General features: G+C 64.6%; 14 protein-coding genes and 2 pseudogenes. 7 read left to right on the top strand and 9 right to left on the bottom strand.

Annotated elements, in window-relative coordinates; all coding sequences use genetic code 11:
* The coding region (locus HMPREF3173_RS25180) for a methyl-accepting chemotaxis protein (protein WP_256544546.1) at positions 1-474 on the top strand (474 nt) is incomplete at its 5' end.
* Positions 475-528: 54 nt separating this feature from the next.
* Here HMPREF3173_RS25180 and HMPREF3173_RS22930 read toward each other — a convergent pair.
* Together HMPREF3173_RS22930 and cra are read right to left on the bottom strand one after the other, a co-directional pair.
* Positions 529-1305: a TatD family hydrolase gene (locus tag HMPREF3173_RS22930; protein ID WP_070576991.1), complete on the bottom strand. Its 777-nt coding sequence runs from the start codon at positions 1303-1305 to the stop codon at positions 529-531.
* 2 nt (positions 1306-1307) lie between these two features.
* Entirely contained in the window at positions 1308-2303 is a 996-nt protein-coding gene (cra, locus tag HMPREF3173_RS22935) for a catabolite repressor/activator (RefSeq protein WP_070576994.1), read from the bottom strand.
* A gap of 286 nt (positions 2304-2589) precedes the next feature.
* On the opposite strand from cra, the gene ptsP reads away from it, so the two are divergent.
* From ptsP to HMPREF3173_RS22950, 3 genes are read left to right on the top strand one after another with little or no spacing between them, the layout of a single operon-like run.
* Complete coding sequence (ptsP, locus tag HMPREF3173_RS22940; RefSeq protein ID WP_070576996.1) at positions 2590-5442, top strand: phosphoenolpyruvate--protein phosphotransferase; 2853 nt, start codon at positions 2590-2592, stop codon at positions 5440-5442.
* A 1-nt stretch (position 5443) separates the two neighbouring features.
* The gene (pfkB, locus tag HMPREF3173_RS22945) at positions 5444-6394 is read left to right on the top strand and encodes a 1-phosphofructokinase (protein ID WP_070576998.1); all 951 of its coding nucleotides are present in this window, start codon (positions 5444-5446) and stop codon (positions 6392-6394) included.
* Positions 6391-8127, top strand: a complete 1737-nt coding sequence (locus HMPREF3173_RS22950) for a PTS fructose-like transporter subunit IIB (RefSeq protein WP_070577000.1) — start codon at positions 6391-6393, stop codon at positions 8125-8127. The genes pfkB and HMPREF3173_RS22950 overlap by 4 nt, the downstream gene beginning before the upstream one ends.
* A gap of 42 nt (positions 8128-8169) precedes the next feature.
* Here the strand turns inward: HMPREF3173_RS22950 and HMPREF3173_RS22955 are convergent, their stop codons facing one another.
* Positions 8170-8391 (bottom strand): DUF3820 family protein, encoded by a 222-nt coding sequence (locus HMPREF3173_RS22955; protein ID WP_070577002.1) that lies wholly within the window; start codon positions 8389-8391, stop codon positions 8170-8172.
* A gap of 199 nt (positions 8392-8590) precedes the next feature.
* On the opposite strand from HMPREF3173_RS22955, the gene HMPREF3173_RS22960 reads away from it, so the two are divergent.
* On the top strand, positions 8591-9067 hold the full coding sequence (locus HMPREF3173_RS22960; protein ID WP_043208011.1) for a ferritin-like domain-containing protein: 477 nt from the start codon (positions 8591-8593) through the stop codon (positions 9065-9067).
* Here HMPREF3173_RS22960 and HMPREF3173_RS22965 read toward each other — a convergent pair.
* The 3 genes from HMPREF3173_RS22965 to HMPREF3173_RS22975 form a co-directional block, all read right to left on the bottom strand.
* The gene (locus HMPREF3173_RS22965) at positions 9064-10560 is read right to left on the bottom strand and encodes a GGDEF domain-containing protein (protein WP_070577004.1); all 1497 of its coding nucleotides are present in this window, start codon (positions 10558-10560) and stop codon (positions 9064-9066) included. The two genes, HMPREF3173_RS22960 and HMPREF3173_RS22965, sit on opposite strands and share 4 nt — an antisense overlap.
* Positions 10561-10768: 208 nt before the next feature.
* On the bottom strand, positions 10769-12103 hold the full coding sequence (locus HMPREF3173_RS22970; RefSeq protein ID WP_070577006.1) for an OprD family porin: 1335 nt from the start codon (positions 12101-12103) through the stop codon (positions 10769-10771).
* Between the two features lie 204 nt (positions 12104-12307).
* Entirely contained in the window at positions 12308-12532 is a 225-nt protein-coding gene (locus HMPREF3173_RS22975) for a hypothetical protein (protein ID WP_043208017.1), read from the bottom strand.
* A gap of 375 nt (positions 12533-12907) precedes the next feature.
* Here HMPREF3173_RS22975 and HMPREF3173_RS25425 point away from each other — a divergent pair.
* A pseudogene (locus HMPREF3173_RS25425) lies at positions 12908-13189 on the top strand (PAS domain-containing protein); the annotation flags it as partial.
* A 309-nt stretch (positions 13190-13498) separates the two neighbouring features.
* Positions 13499-14491, top strand: a pseudogene (locus tag HMPREF3173_RS25430) (methyl-accepting chemotaxis protein); the annotation flags it as partial.
* 1 nt (position 14492) lies between these two features.
* Here HMPREF3173_RS25430 and HMPREF3173_RS22985 read toward each other — a convergent pair.
* The 3 genes from HMPREF3173_RS22985 to HMPREF3173_RS22995 form a co-directional block, all read right to left on the bottom strand.
* Positions 14493-15227 (bottom strand): YkgJ family cysteine cluster protein, encoded by a 735-nt coding sequence (locus HMPREF3173_RS22985; RefSeq protein WP_070577011.1) that lies wholly within the window; start codon positions 15225-15227, stop codon positions 14493-14495.
* A complete protein-coding gene (locus HMPREF3173_RS22990) occupies positions 15224-15535 on the bottom strand; it encodes a hypothetical protein (RefSeq protein WP_070577013.1) in 312 nt (103 codons plus the stop codon). Before HMPREF3173_RS22990 ends, HMPREF3173_RS22985 begins: the two co-directional genes overlap by 4 nt.
* A gap of 89 nt (positions 15536-15624) precedes the next feature.
* Positions 15625-16524, bottom strand: a complete 900-nt coding sequence (locus tag HMPREF3173_RS22995) for a chemotaxis protein (RefSeq protein WP_043208024.1) — start codon at positions 16522-16524, stop codon at positions 15625-15627.
* Positions 16525-16588 lie beyond the last annotated feature (64 nt).

Here is a 16588-nt window from a genome sequence, read left to right on the forward strand (position 1 = left end):
ACCAACCTGCTGGCGCTCAACGCCGCCATCGAGGCGGCTCGGGCCGGCGAGCAGGGCAGGGGCTTTGCCGTGGTGGCCGATGAGGTACGCACCCTGGCGCGCCGCACCCAGGACTCCACCGAGGAGATCGCCCAGATGATCCAGCGCCTGCAGGCGGGCGTCGACGCGGCGGTCACGGCCATGGGCAGCAGCCACCAGATGGCGGCGGGGACGGTGGACGAAGCACGCCAAGTGCAACAGGCGCTGGGCAATATCCTCGGTGCGGTGGGGGGCATCGTCGCGCAGAACCAGCAGATCGCCGCGGCCGTCGAGCAGCAGACCGCGGTGGCTCATGACATCGACCTGAATATCGTGGCAATCAACCGCGCTGCCCAGGACACCACCCAAGGCGCCTGCCAGACCGAACAGGCCAGCCGGGCGTTGTCGAGCCAGGTGGACGAGCTCAAGCGACTGATCGGTGCGTTCCGCGTCTAGGCTGATTCGTGGCGACTGCTTCGCGGGTTTACCCGCGAATGGGGCTGCGATGGCTTACCAGCCGAACAGCTCACAGGCATTGCGGCTGCTGATCTGAGCCAGGCGCTCGGCGTCTATGCCCATCACCTCGGCCAGTGCGTGGGCGATTTCCGGGAGATGTTCCGGGCTGTTGCGTTCTCCGGGGAACATCACCGGCGCCATGTCCGGGGCGTCGGTCTCAAGCACTACGCTTTCCAGCGGCAACCGGGGCAAGGTCTTGCGCAGGCGCAGGGCTTGGGGCCAGGTGGCCGCGCCGCCCAGGCCCAGCCTGAAGCCGAGCTTGATGTATTCGCGCGCTTCTTCATAGCTGCCGGCGAAGGCGTGGATGATGCCGGCGCGCGCAGGCTTATAGCGCTTGAGGGTGGCGATCACCTGGGCATGGCTGCGGCGTACGTGCAGCAGGGCGGGCAGGTCGAAGTCGCAGGCCAGTTGCAACTGCGCCTCGAACAACGCCTGCTGGCGTTCCTTGTCCAGTTCCGGCAGGTAATAGTCCAGGCCGAACTCACCCACCGCACACAGACGCGGGTCGCCGCGCAAACGTTCGAGCCAGGCGCGCAGTTGTGCCAGGTGCTCGGGGTGGTGCTGGTCGAGGTACACCGGATGCAGGCCCAAGGCCGCGAACAGCCGCTGTTCGCCACAGACCAGATCCCACACTCGTTGCCAATTGGCCTGATACACCCCCAGCACCACCATGCGCTCCACGCCTCGCGCCGCCGCGTTGGCCAGCAGGCGATCGCGGTCGGCGTCGAAGTCGGGGAAGTCCAGATGGGTGTGGGTGTCGATCAGGCGCATGGTCAGCCTGCGTTGATGCGTTGCTTGAAGGTCCGGGCTACCGCATGCACGCCGGGTTCGTAGCGCTTGTCCTCGATCGCGGCCAGGGCCAGTTCCAAGGCGGTGGCCGCGATCAGGCCGTGCTGCTGGGCCATGGCATTGACAGGCAAGGGCAGGAAGTCCAGCAACTGGTTGTCGCCGAAGGTGCCCAGTTGCAGGTGGCGCGAGTCGGCCGGGCGCGCCTGCAGGGTATCGAACACGCCCTGGAGCAACACGTAGGAGGTGGTCACCAAGGCGTCGGGCAGGCCGCCGAAGTCCTCGATGAGTTGCTGCATCAGCCGCTGGCCACACTCGCGGCTGAAGGCTTCGCCTTGGTAGCGGCGCACCTGGCCGGTGAACGGTTGCAGGGCTTCGTCGAAACCGCCGGCACGGGCCTGGCTGACCGACAGCTCCGGGCGTGCGCCGATCAGGGCGATGGTGTCTGGGCGGGTATCCAGAAGGCTCTGGGCCAGCTGGCGGCTGGCGTCGCGGTCGTCGCTGATCACTGAGCAGAAATATTCCGGTGCCATCCGCCGGTCGATGGCGATGACCGGCAGGCCTTTGTCCTGCAGCTCACGATAGCTTTCGTCATCAGGCGGCAGGCAACTGGCGACGAACAGCGCATCGCAACGACGGGCGCGGAACAGCTGCTGCAACTGGCGTTCGCTGTCGGGCTGGTCATCGCTGCTTGCGATCAGCAACTGGTAGCCGCGGGCGCGGGCACCCTGCTCGAGTTGCTTGGCAATGCGGGCGTAGCTGGGGTTCTCCAGATCCGGGAGAATGAAGCCCAGGGTGCGGGTGTGCCGGCTGCGCAGGCCGGCGGCCTGGGGATTGGGCGTGAAGCCATGGGCCTCGACCACCGCACGCACGCGCTCGACGGTGCTGTTGCTGATGCGCTGCTGTTCGGCCTTGCCATTGATGACGTAGCTGGCGGTGGTTACGGACACACCGGCCAGACGGGCGATATCGCTGAGTTTCACCGAATTTTCCTTGTTATTACCGGGGCTGCCTGCGAGGCCGGACCGGGTAGTTTTACCTGGCGCCGGCGCCTTGGGCAGGCGACCATTGTCGCAATTGTCCGACAGGATGGGGCTTTTTCGTCGGAAGATTATCGAGTAACGTGGCCACTTGGTCAGGTTAAACGATTCAGCAGGCAAATTTTCTGCCCCGCGTACCGCCTGCGCAAGACCATTGAACAGACCCGATTCGTGTCATTCACAACAATACCTCAGGTCCCCGCCCCGGGGGCTGCAAAAGGAGAAGGTCATGCTGGAGCTCGCTCAGGAGCAGATCGCTATGGACCAAGTCGCTGCCGACAAAGCCGAGGCGCTGCGCCTTCTGGCCGATCGGCTGGTCGCCGATGGCCTGGTCGCCGAAGGTTACCTGCAAGGGCTCCTGGACCGCGAGGCGCAAGGCTCGACATTCCTTGGCCAGGGTATCGCCATCCCCCACGGCACGCCGCAGACCCGCGACCAGGTCTTCGCCACCGGCGTGCGCCTGTTGCAGTTTCCCGAGGGGGTGGACTGGGGAGAGGGTCAGATCGTCTACCTGGCCATCGGCATTGCCGCCCGGTCCGACGAGCACCTGCGCTTGCTGCAATTGCTGACCAGGGCCCTGGGCGAGACCGACCTGGCCGAGGCCCTGCGCCGTGCCTCCAGCGCGGAGGCGTTGCTCAAGCTGTTGCAAGGCGCACCCCAGGCCCTGGCGCTGGACGCGCAGCTGGTGGGGCTGAGCCTGGCCGCTGAAGACTTCGACGAACTGGCCTGGCGTGGCGCGCGGCTGCTGCAACGTGCCGGCTGCGTCGATGCCGGGTTTGCCAACGTGCTGCAACAGGCCGAGCCGCTGCCCCTGGGCGAGGGGCTGTGGTGGCTGCACAGCGAGCGCCTGGTGCGCCAGCCAGGTCTGGCCTTCGTTACGCCGCAGCAACCGCTGCGCTACCGTGACCAGCCGCTCAATGGCCTGTTCTGCCTCGCCAGCCTGGGTGTCGCTCATCAAGCTTTGCTCGAGCGCCTATGTGAAGTGCTGATCGAAGGCCGTGGGCAAATGCTCTACCAAGCGCCCAACAGCCGCGCCGTGCTGCAGGTGCTCGGTGGAGAGGCCCCGGCCGACTGGCCGAGCGTTTGCGTGGTGCTGGCCAATCCCCACGGTTTGCATGCCCGCCCAGCCAAGGTGCTGGCCCAGCTGGCCAAAGGTTTCGAGGGCGAGCTGCGTGTCCGTCTGCAGGACAGCGTCGAGCCGGCAGTGTCGCTCAAGAGCCTGAGCAAGCTGCTCAGCCTTGGGGCCCGGCGCGGCCAGACGCTGGAGCTGATCGCCGAACCCAGCATTGCCAACGACGCCCTGCCGGTCTTGCTGGCCGCCATCGAGCAAGGCCTGGGCGAGGTGGTGGAGCCGCTGCCCGAAGCGGCCTCGCCAAGTGTTCAAGTGCCTGTGCAGACGCTCCAGGCGCCGGCGGCCGGTAGCGTCGTCCAGGGTGTCGGCGCTGCGCCGGGCATCGCCAGCGGCCCGGCCTTTGTGCAGGTAGAGCGCCAGATCGACTACCCGCTACGCGGCGAGTCGCCTGCCCAGGAGCGGCAAAAGCTGCGCGATGCGCTGGCGACGGTGAATGCTGAGCTGCAGGCGCTGGTGGAGCGTAGCGACCCCTCGATCGGCGAGATCTTCGTCACCCACCAGGAAATGCTTGCCGACCCGGGCCTGAGCGATGAAGTCGAGCAGCGACTGGCCCAGGGCGAGAGCGCGGCGGCTGCCTGGATGGCGGTGATCGACAGCGCGGCGCGTCAGCAGGAGGCGTTGCACGACACCCTGCTCGCCGAGCGTGCTGCGGATCTGCGTGACATCGGCCGGCGCGTGCTGGCGCAACTGTGCGGTGTCCAGGACATCGCTGAACCTGAGCAGCCCTACGTGCTGGTGAAGGCCGAGGTGGGCCCTTCGGATGTGGCCCGCCTGGACCCGGCCCGGGTCGCCGGTATCGTCACTGCCCAAGGCGGTGCTACGGCCCACAGCGCAATCGTTGCCCGTGCGCTGGGCATCCCGGCGGTGGTGGGGGCCGGTGCCGCCATTCTGTTGCTGGAGGCCGGCACGCCATTGTTGCTCGATGGCCAGCGTGGCCGGGTCAGCGTGGCGCCGGCGGCCGATGACCTGCAGCGGGCCCTGGCCGAGCGCGGCCTTCGCGAGCAACGCCTGCAGGCCGCCTGGGCCAAGCGTCACGAGCCGGCGGTGACCCGCGATGGCCATGCGGTCGAAGTGTTCGCCAACATCGGCGAGAGCACGGGGATCGACAAGGTGGTGGAGCAGGGCGCCGAAGGCGTCGGCCTGCTGCGCACTGAACTGATCTTCATGGCCCACCCCCAGGCACCTGATATCGCCACCCAGGAGGCTGAGTACCGCCGCGTGCTCGATGGCCTGGGCGGGCGGCCCCTGGTGGTGCGCACGCTGGATGTGGGGGGCGACAAACCGCTGCCGTACTGGCCGATCGACGCCGAGGAGAATCCCTTCCTGGGGGTTCGCGGCGTGCGCCTGACCCTGCAGCGTCCCCAGATAATGGAAGCCCAGCTGCGCGCCTTGCTGCAGGCAGCCGATGACCGCCCCCTGCGCATCATGTTCCCGATGGTCGGACAGGTGCATGAATGGCGCGAGGCCAAGGCCATGGTCGATCGCCTGCGTGCGCAAATCCCGGTGGCTGACCTGCAAGTGGGCATCATGGTCGAGGTGCCGTCAGCGGCGCTGCTGGCACCGCAACTGGCGCGCGAAGTGGATTTCTTCAGTATCGGTACCAACGACCTGACCCAGTACACCCTGGCCATCGACCGTGGCCACCCGAGCCTTTCGGCCCAGGCCGACGGCCTGCACCCGGCGGTGCTGCAACTGATCGACATGACCGTGCGCGCCGCCCATGCCCAAGGCAAATGGGTGGGTGTGTGCGGCGAGCTGGCGGCGGACCCGCAGGCGGTCGCGGTGCTGCTGGGCCTGGATGTGGACGAGCTTAGCGTCGCGGCCCGCAGCATTGCCGAAGTCAAGGCGCTGGTTCGCCAGGCCGATCACCAGACGGCACGCGCCCTGGCGCGCGAGGCCTTGCAACAAGACAGCGCCGCGGCGGTCCGGGCGCTGGTGGAGCGTTATTGAAATGGCCAATATCCTCACCCTTACCCTGAACCCGGCGCTCGATATCACCGTCAGCCTGGATACCCTGCGACCCGGCCATGTCAACCGCAGCCACAGCCAGCACAGCCATGCCGCGGGCAAGGGGCTGAACGTTGCCCAGGTCCTGGCCGACCTGGGCCACAGCGTGACCGTGGGCGGCTTTCTGGGGCGCGACAACCTGGAACCGTTCGAGGCGCTGATCGCCTGGCGCGGCTTTGCCGACTGTTTCGTCCGGGTGCCGGGCGAGACCCGTAGCAACATCAAGTTGGTGGAGGCCGATGGCCGGGTCACCGACATCAACGGTCAGGGGCCGGCAGTTGACGAAGCGGCCCGCGTCGCCCTGCTGCGTCGTCTGGAACAGGTGGCGGTGGGGCACGATGCGGTGGTGGTGGCCGGCAGTCTGCCCCGAGGTGTCGATGCGCAGTGGTTCCATCAGCTACTGCTGCAACTGAAGCAGCAGGGTTTGAAGATTGCCCTGGACACCAGCGGCGAAGCCTTGCGTGTCGGCCTACAGGTCGGGCCCTGGCTGGTCAAGCCCAACACCGAGGAACTGGGCGAGGCGCTCGGTGCCAAGGTGGACACCGCGCAAGCCCAGCGCCTGGCAGCCGAGCGGCTGCTGGCCAGCGGCGTCGAGCACGTGGTGGTGTCCCAAGGCGAGCAGGGCCTGAGCTGGTTTGCCCAAGGTCGGCCACCCCTGCATGGGCGACCGCCGAAGGTGCAGGTGGCAAGCACTGTCGGCGCCGGTGATTCGTTGGTCGCGGGCATGGTCCATGGCCTGCTGCTGGATGAGCCGCGCGAGCACACGCTACGCCGGGCCACGGCCATCGCCGCTCAGGCGGTCACTCAGGTCGGCTTTGGGATTCGCGATCGCGAACAGCTGGCGCGCCTGGAAAACGCTGTGCAACTGACAGAACAACAAGAGGGTTGCCGATGAACATCGCCATCATCACCGCCTGCCCCAACGGCCAGGTGTCCAGCGTTCTGAGCGCGCGCTTGCTGGCGGCTGCCGCCCGGCAACGCGGCTGGAACCCCGTGGTCGAGGTGCAGGATGTCGAACGTGCCGAGGGACGCTTGAGTCCGGCGCAGATCGCCGAGGCCGACTGGGTACTGGTGGTCAGCACTGGCCCTGTGGATCTGGAGCGCTTCGTCGGCAAGCGGGTCTATCGCAGCACACCGGCCCAGGCCCTGGCCGATCGGGAGCGTTTCCTGGATGAGGCGGCGGCCCAGGCCCAGGTGCTGGAGGCGCAGACGCCTGCGGTGCCCACGGCGATCGGTACGCTGCCAAAGGTCGTTGCTGTCACTGCCTGCCCGACCGGTGTGGCCCACACCTTCATGGCCGCCGAAGCGCTGCAACAGGCTGCCAAGGACTTGGGCTATCAATTGACGGTGGAAACCCAAGGCTCGGTAGGGGCGCGCAATCCGCTCTCGGCCGAGGCCATCGCCGACGCCGATGTGGTATTGCTGGCCGCCGACATCGAAGTGCCCACGGCGCGCTTTGCCGGCAAACGCATCTACCGCTGTGGTACTGGTATCGCGCTCAAGCAGGCGCGCACCATCCTCGACAAGGCCCTGGCCGAAGGCAAGGTCGAGGTGGGGGGGGAGGCTGCCACTGAAACCGTGAAGAAAAGCGAGAAGAGCGGTGTCTACAAACACCTGCTCACCGGTGTGTCGTTCATGCTGCCGATGGTGGTGGCCGGTGGCCTGTTGATCGCTTTGTCGTTTGTCTTCGGCATCGAGGCCTACAAGGAACCTGGCACCTTGCCTGCGGCCTTGATGCAGATCGGCGGCGAGGCGGCATTCAAGCTGATGGTGCCGCTGCTGGCCGGCTATATCGCCTGGTCCATCGCCGACCGCCCCGGGCTGGCGCCGGGCATGATCGGTGGTCTGCTTGCCAGCACCTTGGGGGCGGGCTTCATCGGCGGCATCATCGCAGGCTTCCTGGCCGGCTACAGCGCCAAGGCCATCAGCCGCTGGGCGCGTCTGCCGAACAGCCTCGAGGCGCTCAAGCCGATCCTGATCATTCCGCTATTGGCCAGTCTGTTCACCGGTTTGGTGATGATCTACGTGGTCGGCCAGCCAGTGGCGGCGATGCTCGAAGGCCTGACGCGCTTTCTCGACAGCATGGGCACCACCAACGCCATTCTGCTTGGGCTGTTGCTGGGCGGCATGATGTGCGTGGATCTGGGCGGGCCGATCAACAAGGCGGCCTACGCCTTCTCGGTGGGGCTGCTGGCCTCGTCCAGCTATGCACCGATGGCGGCGACCATGGCTGCCGGGATGGTGCCGCCGATCGGCCTGGGCATCGCCAGTTTCCTGGCCCGGCGCAAGTTCGCCCAGAGCGAGCGCGAGGCGGGCAAGGCGGCATTGGCCCTGGGGCTGTGCTTCATCTCCGAGGGCGCGATTCCGTTTGCCGCCAAGGACCCGCTGCGGGTGATCCCGGCCAGTGTCGCGGGCGGTGCGCTGACCGGGGCGCTGTCGATGTACTTTGGCTGCAAGCTGATGGCGCCCCATGGCGGGCTGTTCGTGCTGCTGATCCCCAACGCGATCAACCATGCGTTGCTTTACTTGCTGGCGATCCTGGCGGGCAGCCTGCTGACGGCGGTGGTGTATGCGCTGATCAAGAAGGGCGAGCGTGTGGAGTTGGCGATAGCGCCGGCAAAAGGCTGAAGAAAGCTGGAGCCTGGGGCCGTACCGCGGCTCCAGGCGGGTTCAGCGGCGGTGTTTCTGGCGCAACGGTGTCAGCAGTTCACCCAGCCCGTTGTGGTCGATCTCGTGCATCAACGCCAGCAATCCACCCAGCTCCCCAGGAGGGAAGCCCTTGCGGGCGAACCAGGCCAGGTAGTCGCCGGGTAGGTCGGCGATCAGGCGGCCTTGGTACTTGCCAAAGGGCATGGTGCGGGTGACCAGCAGTTGCAGGGTTTCAGGTTTCATCGCTAGCCCTTACCGAACAAAGCGCCGACCATACTGCAAACTGCACGAACACCCAAGCGGCGATCATGCAGAACGCCGCCCAAGGTGTTGCTCGGCAGTTTCATAACTCATTGAATTAGCGAAGAATTATCCTTTTGGTCGATTTGGCACGATGCCTGCTCCATTCCAAGTGACTATCACCTGCCAAGGAGTTCGCGCCATGAGTCATCCAAACAACGACGTGATCGATGTGCTCAACGACCTGATCGAGTACAGCAAGGACGGCGAAAAGGGGTTCAAAGAGTCGGCCGAAGACGTCAAGAATACCGAGTTGAAGGCATTCTTCGTGCAGCGCGCCGGTGAATGCGCCAGCGCTGCCGCCGAGCTGCAGAGCGAGGTGCGTCGTCTGGGCGGCGACCCGGAAACCTCTACAAGCCTCAGTGGCGACCTGCATCGGGGCTGGGTCAACTTGAAGTCCATGCTGACCGGCAAGAGCGAGGAAGCGGTGCTCAACGAGGTCGAGCGCGGCGAGGACTTCGCGCTCAAGGCCTACAAGGACGCCCGCGAGAAACTGGTCAAGCTCGGCCGCAGCGCCAGCGACCAGACCTACGCGTTGGTAGAGAAGCAGCTGCAAGGTGTGCAGCGTAACCATGACCAGGTCAAAGCGCTGCGCGACGCCGCGCGCGCTCGGTCCTAAACCTCCGGGCCCTCGACACGGTTGCGGCCGTTGGCCTTGGCCCTGTAGAGCGCCTCGTCCGCACTGCCCAGCAGGCCCGTCAGGTCCTGCTGGGTGCCAGGGACGTGCACGCCGATACCAATGCTGACGGTCACCGGTCGTTCGTCGCCTGCGAAGGTCGGTAGCGCCTCGACCTGAGCGCGGATGCGCTCGGCGAGCAGGCGCGCACCGGCCAGATCCGTCTCCGGTAGCACCACCTGAAATTCCTCCCCACCATACCGCGCCGCCAGATCCGCCGGGCGGCGAATACAGTGTTCGAGCGTATGGGCGACTTCACGCAAGGCATGATCGCCCCCAGCATGGCCGTGGCGCTGGTTGAACGCTTTGAAGTGATCCACATCCACCATGAGAATGGCCAGCGGCTGACGATTGCGCTGGGCCCGCGCCCATTCTTGTCGCAGCACCTGATCGAGATGCCGGCGATTGGCCAAGCCTGTGAGGCTGTCGGTGGCCGCCAAAGTCGCTAGGCATTGTTCGGCTTCGTGACGACGGCGCAATTCGCGGCCTAGCAGTAAGGTCAGCCAAAGAATGCCGATGCACAGCATGCCGGTCGCTACGCTGACCAGGATCGCAGTGCGTCGCCAGGACTGAAACACCTCTTCGGCCGAGTCCACCACCAGGACGATCAACGGCAGGTCGGCGACCCGGGCGAACGTATAGATATGCGGCGTGCCGGCCGACCCGGAGCGCGCGGTGAAACTGCCGCTGCGTTCGCTGAGGATGCGCTGGAAATTGGGCCGTTCGCGGTAATTGCTGCCGATCATCGGGTCTTGCGCCCGGGAGGGCTGGCGGGCCAGTAACTGCCCTTCGGTGTTAAGCAGGTTGATGCTGCTGTCGTTGCCGATGTCCAGGCGTTCGAACAGCTCGCTGAAATAGGACAGGCGCAGGGCACCGGAGGCGATGCCGGCGAATTCGCCATCAGGGCCGGAAATGCGCCGGCTGAAACTGATGCACCAATCCAGATCCCCCAAACGCGCTTTGAATGGCGGGCTGATGAACAACCCAAGGCCAGGGCGGTCGCGATGGGCCTTGAAGGCAACGCTGTCGCTCAGATCTCCTTGCCTTGGCGGCATGCTGAGCGAGTCACCGAGCACCTTGCCCTGGGCATCGACCCAGAGGATATCGCCCCGTACGGGGGCGGCGAAGGTCTGGTTGAAGAGGATTTGTTGGCGCAGCTCAGGCGAGGTATCCAGCAGTTCAGGGTGCTTCACCGCCCAGATCAGGCCGTGCAGGGTCTGGTCGTAGAGTTCGACGTTGCGCAGGATATCGCTTTCAATGAGCTGGACGATGTTGCTGGAGGAACGTTTGGCCGATTGTTCGACACTGTCGCGTTCGCGGCTCAGCAGGTAGCTGACGATCGCCACGATGGCGAGCACGGCAAGGCAACTGCCCAGGTTGAGGATCAGTTCGGGGTGCGACCTGTACAGGGTAAAGCGCGATGATCGGGTGGGCATGTTCGCTACTGCACAGGCGGGGCCATTATGCGGCGGCGGTATTCTAGGGAAGCCAGGATTGTCGGACAAGATTCGTTCGACGGAAAAACGAGGCCGGCCGCTGTACGGCCTATCGTAGGTCTGGCCCGCTCCTGCAGAGGCTACGGTGTCCTTTGCAGGTGCGGGCTTGCACGGCGAATGAGGGCCAGGCCCTCGCCAGATCTTTAGGTCAGAAGATGTTCAACGGATAGTCGACGATCACCCGGACTTCATCGTTGTCGCTGTTGCCATCGATGGCGGCATAGCCCTGGCTGCCGCGATGGCTGGCGTAGCGCAACAGCACCGACAGGTCCTTGAGGCTGCCTTCCTGGAAGACGTACTTCACGTCCAGGTCGCGTTCCCAGTGCATGGCGTTCTTGCCTTCGGGGTTGTAGTAGGCGTAGTGGGTGGTGTCCTGGTCGGCCTTGGTCAGGTCCGCTTCACCGCGCGAGTACGACAGCGAGGTGCTCAGGCCGGGCATGCCGAGGCCGGTGAAGTCATAGTCGTACTGCAGTTTCCAGGACCGCTCGTTGGGCGCGTTGAAGTCCGAATACATGCGCGAGTTGTCCAGGTACACGCTGTCGCCCAGGTTGATGTAGTCGAACGGCGTGTTGCCATTCACGCGCTGGTAGGCGGCCGTGATGCTGTGGTAGCCGGCATTGACCGTGAAATGCAGGCTGTAGGTGTTGTTGTCGATGTTGCCCAGCAGTGCCTGGCCGGTGTCCTGGGTGTGATAGAAGTGCAGGCCCGGGTTGAGGCTGACCAGGTCGTTGACCACATAGGTGTAGTCGAAGTCGACGTAGTACTGGTTCCAGATGTCCTTCAGTTCGGCGGCATAGAGATTGGTGGTGACGTTCTCGGTACCGCTCCAGGACAGCCCGGCCCAGGTCAGGTGGTCACTCTTGGTGCCATCGTCCAAGCTGCCGTAGTAGGTATCGATACGACGATGCCCGCTCTGGTTGTACGGCTTGGTGAAGCTGGCCTGGCCACCTTCGAGCAGCAACCCGTCGATGCTGGTGTTGGTCAGGCTCACGCCGCGGAAAGTCTGCGGCAGCATGCGCGACTCGCCACCGGCGATCACCGGGTTGGTGAGGAACAGGTCACCGGCCTTGAGCTCGGTGTCGAAGGCCTTGAACTTGACCGCTGCGCCTGCAGTGGAGAACGAATGCGGGGCTGCCCCCGGTTCGCCATCGTCTTGTACGTGTTTGGGCAGGATACTGGTGCCGGAGTGGCCGCCACCGCCGTCGAGCTTCAGGCCCAGCATGGCATGGGCATCGACACCGACGCCGATCACGCCGGGGGTATAGCCGGACTCGAAACGCGCAACGAAGCCTTGGCCCCATTCACGCAGGTCGCGCTCTGCGGGGTTGAGGTTGTTGCGATTGAAGTAGGCATTGCGAAAATGCAGGTTCAGGGAAGAACCTTCGATGAATCGATCAGCCTTGTCTTCATCGGCCTGGACAGCGAACGGCATCGTTGCAGTCAATGCAACGAACAGCGGGGTAAAACGAAACGCGGAAGGCACCGGTACGAGCTCCTTTGATCTGGCGGTGGGGTCGTTGTTGTTCTGGGGAGTGCAAGTTTCTTGTTATGTACGCAACAGCCTGGCTGATAGTTTTGGCACATAAAAAAAGCCGCTGATCGGCAGCGGCTTTGAAAGGCTAACATATTGGCGCACGGGGCGCCCGTGTGAGAGCCAAGGGAAAAAACAGGAGCGGAAAACAGTCGATCAGCTATCGGCACTGTCGTCGGCGACGGCCTTGGAAGCGGTCTGCTGTACGTCTTTGGCAGCATCTGCCTTCTGCGCGGCATAGGCTTCGCGAGCCTGTTGATGGACAACTGCAAGTTCTGCGTTACGGGCAGCGAAGGCCGGCGATTCTTCAGCCATGGCCAGAGGCGACAACAACAGGGAAGACAGAATGAAAACGCTGGCAACACCCATACTGTTGGACATTTAAAACAACCTTCTTGCGATGCAAGTGTTAACGAGGACAGGCATAAGTTAGTCCCTTCATCCATGTAGAAACAGGCTGAAGTTGGATAAGCACTGTTACGCAAAAAGTAATGATTGGCGGCGAAAACGCTAGGATCCAACGCGCAAACCAGCGTCCTTGAGCGTCCGGCAGGCAAAATGCCGAAGGTGTTGCCGCCCTGCGCGCTGCAAACGAAAAAGCGCCCCCTGCTGTACATCAAGGCTGACAGCCCCATCGGTTTCAGGTGGTTGGTGGCCAATTGCCAATATGCTGCTCTGGATCAATGTTTTGTCAGTCATTGGCCCTAGAGTCGAACGCCCTGCCGATTTTCCCCACAACAACAACGAGTGCCTCCGATGAAGTGCAATTTGCCTGTTACCGGTCGCCAAGTGGATTACCCCGGCGATGCCAACATCCTGTCCACCACCGATCTGGACAGCCGGATCACCTATGCCAACGACGATTTCGTGCGAATCAGTGGGTTCACTCGCGATGAATTGTTGGGCCATGCGCACCATATCGTGCGCCACCCGGACATGCCGCCCGAGGCGTTCGAACAGATGTGGGGGGCGCTCAAGGCTGGGCGCTCCTGGATGGGGTTGGTGAAGAATCGCTGCAAGAACGGCGACCATTACTGGGTCAGTGCGTTCGTTTCTCCGATCAGCAGCGGTGGCAGAACCATCGAGTACCAGTCGGTGCGCACCCGGCCCAGCGCCGAGCAGGTGGCGGCGGCCGAGCGCTGCTATCGACAACTGCGCGAAGGGCGGCGCAACTGGCGCGCGCGCCTGCCGGTGCTCGGCCTGGGACTGCGGCTGTCGTTGGGCGTCGCAGCGGCGCTAGCGCTAGTGGTCGGCGTCGGACATGGCTGGCAGGGTGTGCCGGTGTGGCGTTCGCTGGCGGAAATCATGCTTGCAGCCGGGGCCAGCAGTGCGCTGTTGATCTGGCAGCTGCGTCCCTTCGAGCGCTTGCGCCAGCAGGCCTTGGCGATTGCCGACAACCCGCTGAGCCAGCAGTTGTACACCGGGCGGCGCGATGCCATTGGCCAGATCGAATTCGCCATGCGCATGCTCAAGGCCCAGCTGGGTGCGGTGGTGGGGCGCATCGGCGATACCTCGGCACGCCTGGCCGGGCATTCCGGGTCGTTGGTGCAGGCGCTTGAGGTCAGCCATGCCAACAGCCTGGAGCAGCAGGAAGAGGCGGACCAGGTGGCCACCGCCATTCACCAGATGAGCGCCAGTGTCGCCCAGGTGGCCAGCAGTGCGCAGTTGGCGGCCGTGGCCGCCAACCAAGCCGAAGATGAAACCCAGGCCGGCCATCAAGTGGTGGACCGCAATCGCTGCGCGATCCAGGACCTGGCCGGGTCACTGGTCGAAGCCAGTGATGCGGTCCATCAACTGGAACAGCACAGCAGCGAGATTTCCGGGGTGCTCGATGTGATCCGAGGCATCGCCGAGCAGACCAACCTGCTGGCGCTCAACGCGGCCATCGAGGCCGCACGTGCGGGCGATCAGGGCCGAGGCTTCGCCGTGGTGGCCGACGAGGTGCGTGGCCTGGCCCAGCGCACCACGCAATCGACCCACGAGATCCAGCGCATGATCGGCACGCTGCAGGAAGGAGCTCGTGCCGCGGTGCAGGTGATGCGCCAGAGCAGCAGCCACGCCGGGCACAGCGTCGAGCAGGCGCAACTGGCCAGTGGTGCGCTCGATGGCATCAGCGCACGGGTCAACCAGATCAATGAGATGAGCCTGCAGATTGCCGCTGCGGTGGAGCAGCAGAGCCAGGTGAGCGAAAACATCAACCGCAACATCATCAGCATCCGCCAGGCCAGCGAAGCGACGGTCGATGTCGGCCAGCGCAGCCACGCCAATGCGACCGACGTGGCGGACCTCGCCATGGACCTGCGGCGTCTGGCTGATGAGTTCTGGCGCCGTTGCCAGTGAGTCAGAAACCGATGAAGGCGTAGTAAAGCGGCGGCTCGGCGGTGGTCGACAGGCCGAGTGCGGCCAGTTCATGTATCAGAGGCGGTGCTTCGATGTGCAAGGTCCAGGTCGCCTGGTTGTCGACCGGCACCTGTTCCAGGGCCGCAGCGAACGCCTCCATGGCGGGCAGGTAGGCCGTGAAGCCGTTGCCCTTGAGGGCGCTGGTGGTCATGCCCAAGGCCTGGCAGAGGATGACCTTGGCGGCGATGTCGTCACGGTCGGCCTGGCGCGAGGCTTCGATCAGGGCGCGCAGGTGCGGGTCCACCAGTGACTGGCCGTGGATCAGTTCAGGGCCTTGGCTCCAGGCGTCGGGCGGACAGTCCTTGTTTTCCGGACGCAGGGGTAGGTGCGGGTTGATCTCGGCCGGGTAGATGCGGCAAACCAACGGGCGGGTCTCATAGATAGTGCACAGGTCGTTGTCGTCCAGGTTGCGGCAACGGCCCGGGTTGAAGGCGGCGAACGTCACCGACACGTGCAGCCGGGCTGTGCCGCAGACAACCGGGTAGGCCCGGCGCAGGACATGGTCGCGTTGTTCTGCCGGCATGCCGGGGCCGTCGCAGACGAACCCTTCGATCAGCACCACCACCTGGCCGCCGTTGGCCGCCCATTGGCGGGTTTCGTCCAGGGTCAGCGGCACATGATGGCCGGTGCAGCACTTGCCGCAACCGGTGCAGGCGAAACGAATGCTGTCGCTCACGGCGCGCCTGGGCTCCATTCGCTGACGAAGGCCTGGTGACGCTGGCGGTCATACAGGCACAGCTCGGTGCCGGTGCGCTGCTGCATGTGCTTTTGCGGGTAGATGCCTTCGATCAGCAGGGCGCTGTAGCCCACCTGGTCGTCGAACTCCGCGGGTTTTCCGCGGGCATGGGCATCCTTGAGCTGGCTGGCGGCCAGGCAGCCCTTGAGCATCTGTTGGCGTTGTTCATTCCAGGCTTGACTGCTGGAAGCCTGGGCCATGCCGCTGGCGAGGGCACAGGCGATCAGAAGGGTGCTGAGAAACTTCATACAAGGTACCGGCAACAAAACAACCGAAGGGCGCGAATTATGCCCGAGTCGTCCCGGGCAGCAAGCCAGGGAAATTGTCGCTGACTATATCAGTGCTCGGCAAAGACCACGGCCCGCGCGGCCACCACCAGACAATCGGTCAGCTCGGGCGAAGAGAACTTGGTGAGAATCGCGTTGGCGCCGGCCAGCTTGGCTTTTTCGCCGCTCATGGTGCTGTCCAGCGAGGTGTGCAGCAGTACATAGAGGTGCTGGAAGTCCGGGCTTTCCCGCAGGGTGCGGGTGAAGGCGTAGCCGTCCATCTCGGACATCTCGATGTCCGAGACGATGATGTTGATTTCCCGCTCGGTGCCTTGCAGCTCCAGCAGCACATTGATTGCATCTTTGGCGCTGCGCGCGGTGTGGCATTCGATGCCCAGGTTGCGCAGGGTATGGATCGACTGCTGCAAAGCCACTTGGCTGTCATCCACCACCAGAATGTTGGCGGCCGCCAGCAGACTGGCGTCTTCTTCGCTGAGCTCGCCTGGGTGTGGTTCAGGCTCGGGCGGGGCGATGGCATGGATAACCTTTTCGATGTCCAGCACTTGCACCAAGGTGTTGTCGACCCGGGTCACGCCGGTGATGAACGAGCGGTTGCCCGAGCCGTAGGGTGGCGGCTTGATGTCGGTGCTCAGGCAGTGAACGATGCGGCTCACCGCCTGCACATGTAGGCCCTGGCGCGAACGGCTGATCTCGGTGACGATCAGGCAGCCGCCGGATGGATCGGCCAACGGCTGCTCGCCGATGGCGCGGGACAGGTCGATCACCGACAACGGGTTGCCGCGCAGCGTCGCCACGCCTTTGACGTGCGGATGCGACTCCGGCAAGCGGGTCAGCGGCGGGCAGGGGATGATCTCGCTGACTTTGAGCAGGTTGATCGCCATCAGCTTGCCGCTGCGCAAGGTGAACAGCAGCAGGGACAACGAGTCCGCACGGGCGTTTTGCGTGGCCATGGGCAACCTTCGAGTCTGTCGGTAATAAAAGGAGGATGCCGGGTTATCGGCCTGTTGGGGCCAG

Source organism: Pseudomonas sp. HMSC08G10 (genome assembly GCF_001808425.1).
Taxonomy (GTDB): Bacteria; Pseudomonadota; Gammaproteobacteria; order Pseudomonadales; family Pseudomonadaceae; genus Aquipseudomonas; species Aquipseudomonas guariconensis.